Source organism: Microbulbifer pacificus (genome assembly GCF_033723955.1).
GTDB lineage: Bacteria > Pseudomonadota > Gammaproteobacteria > Pseudomonadales > Cellvibrionaceae > Microbulbifer > Microbulbifer pacificus.
Genome location: NZ_CP137555.1, coordinates 2,221,702 through 2,233,120, shown reverse-complemented (window position 1 = coordinate 2,233,120; position 11,419 = coordinate 2,221,702). Strand labels below are relative to the sequence as shown.

At 60.3% G+C, this 11,419-nt stretch carries 11 protein-coding genes; 4 read left to right on the top strand and 7 right to left on the bottom strand.

Annotation, left to right across the window (positions count from 1 at the left end):
* Position 1: 1 nt before the first annotated feature.
* The 4 genes from R5R33_RS09645 to R5R33_RS09630 all read left to right on the top strand — a co-directional run bounded on the left by R5R33_RS09645 (position 2) and on the right by R5R33_RS09630 (position 2,911).
* The gene (locus R5R33_RS09645) at positions 2-892 is read left to right on the top strand and encodes an oxygenase MpaB family protein (protein ID WP_318952487.1); all 891 of its coding nucleotides are present in this window, start codon (positions 2-4) and stop codon (positions 890-892) included.
* The gene (locus tag R5R33_RS09640) at positions 879-1,766 is read left to right on the top strand and encodes an oxygenase MpaB family protein (RefSeq protein ID WP_318952486.1); all 888 of its coding nucleotides are present in this window, start codon (positions 879-881) and stop codon (positions 1,764-1,766) included. The genes R5R33_RS09645 and R5R33_RS09640 overlap by 14 nt, the downstream gene beginning before the upstream one ends.
* A 59-nt stretch (positions 1,767-1,825) precedes the next feature.
* Positions 1,826-2,692, top strand: coding sequence for a hypothetical protein (locus R5R33_RS09635; protein ID WP_318952485.1), 867 nt, complete (start codon positions 1,826-1,828; stop codon positions 2,690-2,692).
* Between the two features lie 69 nt (positions 2,693-2,761).
* The gene (locus tag R5R33_RS09630) at positions 2,762-2,911 is read left to right on the top strand and encodes a hypothetical protein (protein WP_318952484.1); all 150 of its coding nucleotides are present in this window, start codon (positions 2,762-2,764) and stop codon (positions 2,909-2,911) included.
* Between the two features lie 31 nt (positions 2,912-2,942).
* Here R5R33_RS09630 and R5R33_RS09625 read toward each other — a convergent pair whose 3' ends face one another.
* The 7 genes from R5R33_RS09625 to glmU all read right to left on the bottom strand — a co-directional run bounded on the left by R5R33_RS09625 (position 2,943) and on the right by glmU (position 11,300).
* Positions 2,943-3,812: an alpha/beta hydrolase gene (locus R5R33_RS09625; RefSeq protein WP_318952483.1), complete on the bottom strand. Its 870-nt coding sequence runs from the start codon at positions 3,810-3,812 to the stop codon at positions 2,943-2,945.
* A gap of 43 nt (positions 3,813-3,855) precedes the next feature.
* Complete coding sequence (gene glmS, locus R5R33_RS09620; RefSeq protein WP_318952482.1) at positions 3,856-5,685, bottom strand: glutamine--fructose-6-phosphate transaminase (isomerizing); 1,830 nt, start codon at positions 5,683-5,685, stop codon at positions 3,856-3,858.
* Positions 5,686-5,709: 24 nt separating this feature from the next.
* On the bottom strand, positions 5,710-6,471 hold the full coding sequence (locus R5R33_RS09615; RefSeq protein ID WP_318952481.1) for a DeoR/GlpR family DNA-binding transcription regulator: 762 nt from the start codon (positions 6,469-6,471) through the stop codon (positions 5,710-5,712).
* 76 nt (positions 6,472-6,547) lie between these two features.
* The gene (locus tag R5R33_RS09610; RefSeq protein WP_318952480.1) at positions 6,548-7,699 is read right to left on the bottom strand and encodes a dihydrolipoamide acetyltransferase family protein; all 1,152 of its coding nucleotides are present in this window, start codon (positions 7,697-7,699) and stop codon (positions 6,548-6,550) included.
* Positions 7,696-8,703, bottom strand: a complete 1,008-nt coding sequence (locus tag R5R33_RS09605) for an alpha-ketoacid dehydrogenase subunit beta (protein ID WP_318952479.1) — start codon at positions 8,701-8,703, stop codon at positions 7,696-7,698. Before R5R33_RS09605 ends, R5R33_RS09610 begins: the two co-directional genes overlap by 4 nt.
* On the bottom strand, positions 8,704-9,810 hold the full coding sequence (gene pdhA / locus R5R33_RS09600) for a pyruvate dehydrogenase (acetyl-transferring) E1 component subunit alpha (RefSeq protein ID WP_318952478.1): 1,107 nt from the start codon (positions 9,808-9,810) through the stop codon (positions 8,704-8,706).
* Between the two features lie 128 nt (positions 9,811-9,938).
* A complete protein-coding gene (gene glmU, locus R5R33_RS09595; protein ID WP_318952477.1) occupies positions 9,939-11,300 on the bottom strand; it encodes a bifunctional UDP-N-acetylglucosamine diphosphorylase/glucosamine-1-phosphate N-acetyltransferase GlmU in 1,362 nt (453 codons plus the stop codon).
* Positions 11,301-11,419: the final 119 nt, after the last annotated feature.

The window sequence follows — 11,419 nt, the reverse complement described above, 5'->3', positions numbered from 1 at the left end:
GATGGAAGACGTAAGACACGCGTATCGCACGTGGAACAAAGAAGTCAGGTTCGACTTCGGTCAACCACAGGGAGAAGAGGCCCTTGTCCCTGCGGACTCCGTAACCTGGCGCATTTTCAAGAACCCGGTGTCCATGTTTGTCGGCGGTGTCACCGCCGTCATTCTGGAGCTGGCAGAGGCGCGGGTGCGCGACGGCGTGTGGAACAACACGACGTTTCGCACCGATCCCCTCGGCCGGCTGCGTCGCACCGGGCTTGCCGCGATGGTCACCGTGTACGGGCCGCGCAGCAAAGCCGAGGCGATGATTGCCGGGATACGCCGAATGCACGGCAACATTTCCGGCATCACCGAAGATGGTCGTAGCTACAACGCCAACGACGTGGAGCTGCTGAACTGGGTGCAGGCCACCGCCAGCTTTGGTTTTGTGGAGGCCTACAGCCAGCTGGTAAAGCCGCTGTCGCTTGCGGAAAAGGATGACGTATACCGCGAGGCTAGGGTTCCCGCCACGCTGTATGGCGCCGTTGGCGCGCCGGACTCGGTGGCGGCGCTGGACGAACTGTTCGAGCATATGCGCCCGCAATTGCGACCCACGGGCATCATCGACGAGTTCCTCGAACTGATGCTGCGCACGCCGATATTTCCCCTTCCACTGCGGCCCTACCAGCGCATGCTGGTGCGCGCCGCCGTGGATATCCTGCCGGGTTGGGCACAGCAATCGCTGCAGCTCCAAACCCGCTGGCGCCTGAAAAACTGGGAGCGACGTCTGATAAGGCTTACTGGTCGCCTGGCGGACCGGCTTGTAATCAAGGCCAGTCCAGCGGTACACGCCTGCCAGCGTCTCGGGTTACCGGAAAATTATCTCTACCGTAGCGCCAGAAATGTTCAGAAATAAGAATCGAAAAAAAATCGCCCGTTTGTGCGCGCATGAAGATCACTGTGAAATCGCTCGCCTGATTATTTGCGATGGTTTCTTGTGGGATTTCAACCGCGCACTGGAGCTGGCCCTGTTCAGGACATTCGCCTCGCCCAGTATCAGCGGATTGCTTGCGCGCACCGGCGAATTCACCAGCAACGGGCAAAAGCGCTACGACGATACCTCACTGCTGATGCTGCAGCTGTTGCGCTTTGGCTACGACAGTCCGGAGGGCCGTTCCGCACTACAGAGGATTAACCGCACCCACGGGTATTTTTCCATCCGCAACGAAGACTACCTGTTCGTACTTTCCACCTTCATGCTGGACCCCATCGACTGGATCCAGCGCTACGGTTGGCGCAGATTGAGCGAAAACGAACAGGTCGCGCTGTACGTTTTTTGGCGCAACGTCGGGCAGCGCATGGCAATACAGGATATCCCCCCATCGCTGAACGCCATTCGCCAGTTCAGTGAACAATATGTGCGTGACCACTTCACGTTCAGTAGCGCCAATCGCTCGGTATCCAATGCAACGCTTGCGGTTGTGCAATCCTGGCTGCCCAAGCCATTTAGATATTTTGTAAGACCGGTATCTGCGGTGCTTCTAGATGAAGCGACCCGCAATGCCGTGCAGCTGGAGTCCCCAGGCCGCTTTTATACAACAGTGGTACCGTTGTTACTGAAATTGCGGGCAAAGTGGCTTGCGCTATTCGGAAGTTTCGGAGAGCCGATCTGGCCCAACGGTTACCGGACTTACCCAGGGGGCTATGACATAGCACAGCTGGCGCCAGAACGACTGTTAAAACTCGAACGCGATAATGTAAAGCACAAAACAGTACAAACTACGGATTAGTTGTTTATCTGTATTTTTTCGTGTCCATACTAGGCCAGTGCCAATGGAAGAGCCAGGCTATGCGTATTCTCGCCCTGATTCTACTTGCTCTGCTCAGCACTAAAACAACTGCAGAAGAATGCACCTGCCCACAGGAAAAGCCGCCCCAGCAACAGCCATTTATTCCAGATAATCTTTACGATGAAGTTCCTGAATACACGCGCGGTGAGCGCGAGCTATATCAGGAGTTCCGTCTTTATCGGGCTTACCTGGATCAGAACAGCACATTGCTGGACAGCTTTTTCATCGGCTGGGCAGACCTCAATCCGCCGATCACCGATCGGCAACTGGACGGGCTGCCGAAAGCCTTCCGCTTCACCTACGAAATATTCAAGGATTTTTATCAGCCCGCAAACCTCGGACGCATCGGGAAACCTGAGTGGGGCACCGACCAGTTCACCGGCGTAAAATACTATGTAATACAGAACAGCATCGACGTGAACGTCTATCGGCAGTTAAAACAGGATCGATATCCTATTGATCCCGATAATATCGTTTTCGAGTCCACTCTCCACAATTTCCGCCCTCAGATTCAGGGCAACAAACTCGCGCTCATTCTTACCGAGGAGTACAAAAACCGGTTGTTAATGTTTCTCGGTGGAGAATCCACGCCAGCAGGCCAGGGCAACATCATGGCCCCGGCAATGGCGATTGGAGAAAGCAACAAGCGACTGCAATTCCTCAATCAGTATTTGAAAATTTACCACGGCCACTGGGGAGGGTGGCGACTGGTCACAGACCCAACCATCAGCCGGATCGATTTCAACGGTGACCTGACCAGGGCCATTGTCCATTTCGAGCTGGTTTACCAAGGGGGAGAGGCTGAGTACGAAAACAAGGACGGGAAGTGGATACTCAAGGAATCGCGGCTAACGTGGATCACCTGAGCCCTCCAGAATTCAAAGGCCTGGTAGCTGTACTTTTTGGCGACTCTGCGGGGCCAGAAATCCAAGGCCGTGGCTATATCGGATGTGCTGAATTGCCGGTCGCCGCAGGCGGACGAAAGCAAGATCATTGCCGCCAATGCACTGCGTACAGCGCAGGCCAAGCTGGAAATCCTGGATTACTGCACCGGTACACAACTACGCATTGTTCCTGGTGAATGAGGCGGACAGGCGGATGCTTGTTCTATTTCGTTTACTGCTTCGGTGATTGACGCTCGAAAAATTCCAACATATCCCTCTCTACAGGCGCCTTAAATTCCAATAGCCAGCTGAGAGACCCGATCATATCGATATGGTCCACGTCATCGTAAATGTGGGCTTCCACAGCGCCGCCAGACTTCTCGATTTTATCTCTCAGCCGATTCAGGTTGCGCTGAATCACATCCTTGTCGTCGGCGCCATGTAACAAAAGCATCGGCGGCTCATCGCCGCGGATAAAGGTCGGCACCTGCATATTCGGATAATTGTTCGGCGGGCCGAAAATGTCTTTCAGATCTTCCGCTTCCGGTATGAAATCATAGGGCCCGGCCAACCCGGCAAAGGCAGTGACGATGGAAAGCGGCTTGCCCTCGGTTTTCAGATACTCGGGATTGGCCGAGACCAAGGCACCCATATGTGCACCGGACGAGTGGCCCGAGATATAGAAGCGCGAGGTGTCGCCGCCATAAAGATGTATGTGATCGTGTGTCCAAGCGACCGCCTTGGCAGCATCTTCGACAAACACCGGAAATTTCACCGCCGGATACTTGGAGTAGTCCGGCAGCACCACAATATAGCCGGCGTCTGCAAATGTTTTGGCGACAAATGCGTACTGCTCTTTTTTGCCAAAGGTCCAGCGCCCGCCGTAGAAAAACACCAGTACCGGCGCCGGGGCGCTTGTTTCCTCCGGCAGGTAGATATCCAGCTTTTGCCACAGCTGCGGACCGTAGCTGATATCCCGGTGCACCTCTGGGCCAGCGAATTTCACCGGCAGGTTGGCAAGAAAAAATGCGCCCGAGGAGCAGGCCGACAGCAACACCGTCGAAATACTAGCGATCAATACCAGGGTCAGTCTGCGCAACATCGATTTCCCCCTGTCGGGAAAGGAAGACGTTAAGCATAACAACTTATTCAACGGTCACTGATTTAGCCAGATTCCGCGGCTGGTCCACATCGGTACCTTTCAACAGCGCTACGTGATAGCTCAGCAACTGCAGCGGTACCGTGTACAGAATTGGCTGCAGGCTCTCCGGGGCATCCGGCACTTCCACCACGGTCACGCCAGGCTCGCTCTTGAATCCCGCCTGCGGGCTGGCAAATACAAACAGCTCTCCACCGCGGGCGCGCACTTCCTGCAGGTTGGACTTGAGCTTTTCCAGCAGCTCGTCGTTGGGGGCAACGACGATCACCGGCATATCCGAGTCCACCAGCGCCAACGGGCCGTGCTTGAGTTCGCCGGCGGGGTAGGCTTCCGCGTGGATGTAAGAAATTTCTTTCAGCTTGAGCGCACCCTCCAGCGCGATCGGGTATTCCACACCGCGGCCTAAAAACAGCGCGTGATTTTTTTCCGCGAAGGCTTCACTGGTGGCCTGCACCAAAGCGTCGAGACCGGTGAATTTTTCCATCAGTTTTGGCAACTGGTGCAGGGCGCTGACCAGTACCGCCTCGCGCTCGCCGCTCATGCCGTTGGCCTTGGCCAGCGCGATACAGAAGATCTGCAATGCTACCAGCTGGGTGGTGAACGCCTTGGTGGAAGCGACGCCGATTTCGGGGCCGGCCTCGGTCATCAGGTGCAGTTCGGATTCGCGCACCAGGGAGCTGTTGGGCACGTTGCAGATGGTCATGGAGGCGAGGTAGCCGAGTTCCTTGGCCTGGCGCAACGCGGCGAGGGTGTCGGCGGTTTCTCCCGACTGGGAGATGGTGACGAACAGGGTACCCGGGCGCACCGCGGTTTTGCGGTAGCGGATTTCGCTGGCAACTTCCACGGAGCAGGGCACGCCGGCCCAGTCTTCGATCCAGTAGCGCGCGACCAGGCCGGCGTGATAGCTGGTACCGCAGGCGACGATCTGCACCTGTTTTACGTTCGGCAGGATTTCATTTGCGGCGGTGCCCAGTGCCTGGGACAGCACCGAGTGTTCACCGATACGGCCGGCCATGGTGGCTTCCACCACTTTTGGCTGCTCGAAGATTTCCTTCTGCATATAGTGGCGGTAGCGGCCCTTGTCGGCGGCGTCGTGGCCGCCCTGCAGTTTGTTCACCGGGCGGCTGACTTCTTCACCGGTTTTGTCCCACACCGCTATGCTTTCGCGGGTGACTTCGGCGATGTCGCCTTCCTCCAGAAAGATAAAGCGGTCGGTTACCTGCTGCAGCGCCATGGGGTCGGAGGCGATAAAGTTCTCTTCGATACCGACGCCGATCACCAGCGGGCTGCCGAGGCGGGCGCATACCAGACGCTCGGGTTCGGTGGAGCAGACGACGCCGAGGGCGTAGGCCCCGTGGAGTTGTTTGGTAGCGGCGGAAACGGCCTGCAACAGGTCGCGGCCATCTTTGGCGAGGTCGTGGATCAGATGCACGACGACTTCGGTATCGGTTTCGGACTGGAATTCGTAACCCTTGGCGATGAGCTGGTCGCGCAGTTCCTGGTAGTTTTCGATGATGCCGTTGTGCACCAGGGCGAAGTTGCCGGAGGTGTGCGGGTGGGAGTTTTTGTCCGAAGGTACGCCGTGCGTGGCCCAGCGGGTATGGGCGATGCCGAGCTGACCGGCAGTGGGACTGTTATCCAGCGCGGATTCGAGATCGGCGACCTTGCCCTGGGTTTTGCGCAGCTGCAGTTGGCCATCGCCGTTGACCAGGCATACGCCGGCGGAGTCATAACCGCGGTATTCCAGGCGGCGCAGACCTTCCAGCAGGATTCCGGTGACATTGCGCTGACCGAGAGCGCCTACGATTCCACACATTTCTCTAACCTCAATAATTTGTTGTTACTTCACGTCCGCGCAAATCACGCGCAGGCCTCTGCGTTCCAGCTGTGCACAAACCTTGTCGTCAATGCCGCTGTCCGTCACCAACGTCCCGAACATGTCCCAGCTCAATTCCAGGTTGGGTATCCGCCGCCCCACCTTGCTGGATTCCGCCATCACGATGACCTCACGTGCGACTTCCGCCATCACCCGCGAAAGGCCGATCTGTTCGTTGAAGGTGCAGGTGCCGCGCTCCAGATCGATGCCGTCGGCACCGATGAAGGCCTGGTCGAAGTCGTATCCGCGCAGTACCTGCTCCGCGACCTGGCCCTGGAAGGCCTCGAAGTGCGGGTCCCAGGTACCGCCGGTCATCAACAGGGTCGGTTCGTTTTCCAGCTCCCGCAGTTGGTTGGCCACATGCAGGGAGTTGGTCATCACCACCAGGCCGCGCTTTTTGTCCAGTTCCGGGATCAGGCCGGTGGTGGTGCGGCCGTAGTCGATGACGATGCGGTTGTGGTCGCGGATAAGCTCCGCCGCGGCGCAGCCGATGGCGCGCTTGGTCTGGGACAGGGGATCTTCACCCACCAATTCCCGCGGCAGCGGGATGGCGCCGCCGTGGCGGCGCAACAGCAGCCCGCTGTCCTCCATCGCCGCCAGATCCTTTCGAATCGTAACTTCCGAAGTTTCGAACTGGCGCGCCAGCTCTTCCACGCTGGCTTCGCCGGCGTCATTGATATGCCCCAGTATCTGGTGGCGGCGCTGTTGGGTGTTGCGTTTGGACATGGAGCGGGGTGCAACCCTTATCTTTCGTTTCGAAACCAAAGGATAGCGAATCGAAACTTAGCTTGCCAACCCGAATTCAGGGTTCTGTGAGAAATTCACTCAATTTTTTTAGGAATCTGGCGAGTTCACCGCCCGTGACCGCGCGGTGGTCGGCGGTAATGGAGAGCGGCAGCAGTTTGCGCACCCGCGCCTTGCCCTTGTGGGGCAGCACGGCCTTGTGACTGCGGCCGGCGCCGACGATGCATACCAGCGGCGGCACCACTACCGGGGTGGCGAAGCGCCCGCCGAGGCTGCCGAAGTTGGACAGATGAATGGTGGCGCCCTGGAGGTCTTTTTGGGGGATGCTGCCCTCGCTGGCCTGTTGCTTGAAGCGGAATATTGCCGCCAGCAGGTCTTCGTCGCTGTGGGCGGCCACGTCCTTGATCACCGGCACGAACAGGCCCTTGGGGGCATCCACGGCGAGGCCGATATTCACCGGGGCCTGTGGTTCCAGGGTGTCGTTTGTGAAATGGGCGTTGAGGTTGGGTTCGCTGGCGGCGGCGTGGGCGATGGCGCGGAGCAATCGCAGGGTGGCGTTGGTGCCCTTGGGCCAGTCGGAAATATCCACCTCGTCGCAAAGGGTCATGGGGCAGACAAGATCGCGGCTGCGGCTCATGGCCAGCGCCATGGCGCGACGAGCGGGCTCTGCACTCGTGCCGGTGGCGACTGCCGGTTTGGCTGTATCCGCTACCCGTTGCGCAGATACTTCGCCCGTCCCGGGGAGCGGCTGGCCGGCGGCGTTACGCACCTCGATTTCGGTGAAACGGGAACCGACGGGGTGGAGCCTGGTGAGATCCACACCCAGTTGCCGCGCCAGCGCGCGCACCGCGGGGGTAGCGCAGCGGGGGCGATGGGAAACGGGGCGCTGCTCGCGCGCGAGAGCCTCGCTGCCGGATTCGATTTTGCCGACCACGGTGCCGGAATCCGCCGGCTTCGGTGCTGCGGTCTCGCCACCGGACTGCTGGAAGCCGATCAGCGGCTGGCCGGTTTCCAGGGTTTCACCCTCGGCGGCAAACAGTTTTTCCACCCTACCCGAATAGGGTGACGGCACCTCCACCAGGGCCTTGGCGGTTTCCACAGTAACCAGGACCTGGTCGGCAACCACACTGTCGCCCTCCCGCACCTGCCATTCACGGATGGTGGCGTCCGGCAGGCCTTCGCCGAGGTCCGGCAACTTGAAGATTTTCACCGGCCGCCCTCCCGCACATAACCCAGTGCTGCGCGCGCGCCGGCAAGTATCCTTTCCACCCCCGGGAGATAGACCTGTTCCAGCTGGTAGTAGGGCATGACGGTGTCGTAGCCGGTAACCCGCTGCACCGGGGCGTCCAGCAGGTCGAAGGCGTACTCCTGGATCTGCGCGGCGATTTCCGCACCGAGCCCGCCAAAGCGCGCGGCTTCGTGCACCACCACACAGCGACGGGTTTTCTCCAGCGAGTCGATGATGCTGTGGATATCCAGCGGTTTCAGGGTCGCGGGGTCGATGACTTCCGCCTCGATGCCCTCTGTGGATAACTGCTCGGCTGCGGCCAGGGTTTCCTTCACGCTGGCACCCCAGGCAATCAGGGTCAGGTCGCCGCCCTCCCGCAGGACGAAGGCGCGGTCCAGTGGCAGCGCTTCGCCATCGTCCGCCACCGGCTGCCTGACGGCGCGGTAAATACGCTTGGGCTCCAGAAACAGCACCGGGTCCGGGTCGCGGATGGCGGCCAGCAACAAGCCGTAGGCGCGCGCGGGGGAGGAGGGCACCACCACGCGCAGACCGGGAATGTGCGCGAATATTGCCTCGGTGCTCTCGCTGTGATGTTCCGGTGCATGAATGCCGCCGCCATAGGGCGCGCGATAGACGATGGGGCAGCTGAGCCGGCCGCGGGTGCGATTGCGCATGCGCGCGGCGTGACTGAGGATGTGGTCGAGGCCCGGGTAGATAAAGCCCATAAACTGGAATTCGGCCACCGGCCTCAGCCCCTGGGTCGCCATACCCACGGCGATGCCGGCGATCATGTTTTCTGCCAGCGGTGTGTCCAGCACCCGCTCCGCTCCGAATCTTTTCTGCAAGCCATCGGTTGCCCGGAATACACCACCGTTGGCACCGATATCCTGCCCGAATACCACCACCTGGGGGTCATTGGCGAGTTCGTAGGCCAGTGCCTGGGTGACCGCTTCAACCAGGGTGATGCTGTTTGCCGACTCCCCCATCTATTCCCGTGCCCCCTGTAGTTCTTCGCGCAGCTGGTCGTACTGCTCGTAGAGGCCTTCCGGCAGCTGCGCGTAGAGATGATCGAAGATGGCGGTGGCCGGTTCCGGCGCGCGCGACTCCCAGCTGTTCAGCGCCGCCTCCATGGTCTGCGCCAGCTCCCGCGCGAGATCCTGCTGCTTGGCATCGCTCCACAGCCCTTCACCGCGAAGATAGGTCTCCAGCCGCGCGACCGGCTCCCACTGCCAGGCCTGCTGCAGTTCTTCCCCGCTGCGGTAGCGGCTGGCATCGTCGGCGGTGGTGTGGTCGCAGAGTCGATAGGAAATGGCCTCGATCAGCGCCGGCCCTTCGTCACTGCGCGCACGCCGCAGCGCATCCCGTACCGCCCAGGCCACCGCCACTACATCATTGCCGTCCACCTGCAGCGCCGGGATTCCGGCGGCGATCGCCTTCTGCGCAATGGTGTGGGTGCTGGTCTGCGCACTGCGCGGCACCGAAATCGCCCACTGGTTGTTGTTCACCACGAAAACCACGGGCAGTTTCCACACCCCGGCGAGATTCATCGCCTCGTAGAAATCCCCCTTGGAAGTGGCACCTTCGCCGGAGCTGGCAACGGCCACCTGCAGCGGCGTGCCGTGTTGCTGATGGCGATATTTGAGCGCAAAGGCGACGCCGGCGGCATGCAGCATCTGGGTGGCAATCGGGATGCAGATGGGCAGGTCTTGCGGTGCGTGCCGGTAGTTCTGCCCGCGCTCATCGCCGCCCCAGTTGGCGAGAATTTCCTCGATGGAGACACCGCGCTCCAACAGGGCGCCGGTTTCCCGGTAGTAGGGGCAGTAGACGTCCTCCGCCATCAGGGCGTTGCCGGTGGCGACACCGATGGCCTCCTGGCCGAGGGTGGAGGGGTAGGTGCCGAGGCGGCCGGTACGCTGAAGCTTTACCGCGCGATCATCCACCAGCCTTGCCAGTTGCATTTGGCGGAAGCTGTGGGTGAGCCAGTCGGGGCTGGCGAATTCCGGCAGGGATTGGGTCGCGCTACCCTGTTTATCCAGATATTGCAGCCAGGCGATATCGAAGGAAGCCTGCAGCTGCAGGCGAGGTTTGTGCATCGGCGGGATTCCTTTCTTTCCGATGCGTGCAAGTGTAGTTGTTGGGGGCGGCTTGTTTTAGCGAGTTTTAAAGGTCGGCACCCGGTGGTTCGGCGCCACCGGGTGAGACTCAAAGCGGCAACGTCCGCTCAGGACTTCTTGACGGGTCGCTGCCACCCGGAAATATTCCGCTGCTTGCCGCGGGCCACCGCCAGTTCGTCAGCACTCACTTCTCGGGTAATGGTGGAACCGGCGCCCACGGTCGCTCCGGCACCGATTTCCACCGGAGCCACCAGCGCGGAGTTGGAGCCGATAAAGGCCCGGTCCCGAATCGTGGTCTTGGACTTGTTCACACCATCGTAGTTACAGGTGATGGTGCCGGCGCCGATATTGACGTCTTCCCCGACCTCGGCATCGCCGATGTAGGACAGGTGGTTGACCTTGCTGCCGCGGCCGATTTTGGCTTTTTTGGTCTCAACGAAGTTGCCCACCTTGGCGCCGCTGGCCAACTCGGTGCCCGGGCGCAGACGCGCAAAGGGGCCGATGGTGCAGGCCTCGCCAACGGTGGCGTCTTCGATGATCGAATTGGCCTCCACTACCGTGCCGGCCGCCAGCTGGCAGTTTTTCAGCAGACAGTTCGGGCCGATTTGCACGCCGTCGCCGAGAGACACGTCACCTTCGAAAATACAGTTGATGTCGATGGAGACGTCGGCGCCACAGCTAAGTGACCCGCGCAGGTCAAACCGTGCCGGGTCCAGCAGGGTGACGCCCGCGGCCATCAAGGCAGCGGCATTGTCCCACTGCAGCGCGCGCTCCAGTTCCGCCTGTTGCGCGCGACTGTTGACGCCGGCGACTTCCACCGGATCATCGGCCACCACTCCGGTCACGGCGATGTTCTCGCGTACCGAGCGCGCGATCACGTCGGTAAGGTAGTACTCACCCTGGGCGTTATTGTTGGAGAGTTCCGGCAGCCACTGCGCGAGTAAATCGGCGGGAGCGGCGAGAATGCCGGTGTTGATCTCATCGATCTCGAGTGTCGCGGCGTCGGCGTCTTTCTGCTCCACGATCGCCTGCACCTGGCCGGACTGATCGCGCACGATACGTCCATAGCCACTGGGATCGTCCATCACCACCGACAACAGCGCGGGGCCGCTGTTCGACGCCTGCAGCAGGTTTTGCAGGGTGGCGGTTTTGACCAGTGGCACATCGCCATAAAGCACCAGTACCGTGGCACCTTCCCTGAAATAGGGGATGGCCTGCGCGACCGCATGCCCGGTGCCCAACTGTTCGGTTTGCTCGACAAACTGCACACCGCTATCGACAAAGCGCTCGCGCACTCTCTCAGCGCCGTGACCGATGACCACGGTAATCTCCACATCACCTAATGCCTTGGCCGCGTCGATCACCCGCCCCAGCATGGGCACGCCACCAATGGGGTGCAGGACCTTGGGGAGGTCGGAACGCATACGGGTGCCTTTGCCGGCGGCGAGAATGACGATATCGATAGCCATGAAATTCCTACAAGTGCGGAAGCTAAATCTTAGAATGGCCGCGAATTGTGGCGACTTCGCGTCAATACCACAAGTTGCGCCCCCTATCAGGGCAAGAATTGCCACTAATATCCCAGAGT

Coding starts and splice junctions, on each gene's coding strand:
- R5R33_RS09645 (WP_318952487.1), top strand. CDS start 2: ATGGAAGACGTAAGACACGCGTATCGCACGTGGAACAAAGAAGTCAGG.
- R5R33_RS09640 (WP_318952486.1), top strand. CDS start 879: ATGTTCAGAAATAAGAATCGAAAAAAAATCGCCCGTTTGTGCGCGCAT.
- R5R33_RS09635 (WP_318952485.1), top strand. CDS start 1,826: ATGCGTATTCTCGCCCTGATTCTACTTGCTCTGCTCAGCACTAAAACA.
- R5R33_RS09625 (WP_318952483.1), bottom strand. CDS start 3,812: ATGTTGCGCAGACTGACCCTGGTATTGATCGCTAGTATTTCGACGGTG.
- glmS (WP_318952482.1), bottom strand. CDS start 5,685: ATGTGTGGAATCGTAGGCGCTCTCGGTCAGCGCAATGTCACCGGAATC.
- R5R33_RS09615 (WP_318952481.1), bottom strand. CDS start 6,471: ATGTCCAAACGCAACACCCAACAGCGCCGCCACCAGATACTGGGGCAT.
- R5R33_RS09605 (WP_318952479.1), bottom strand. CDS start 8,703: ATGGGGGAGTCGGCAAACAGCATCACCCTGGTTGAAGCGGTCACCCAG.
- pdhA (WP_318952478.1), bottom strand. CDS start 9,810: ATGCACAAACCTCGCCTGCAGCTGCAGGCTTCCTTCGATATCGCCTGG.
- glmU (WP_318952477.1), bottom strand. CDS start 11,300: ATGGCTATCGATATCGTCATTCTCGCCGCCGGCAAAGGCACCCGTATG.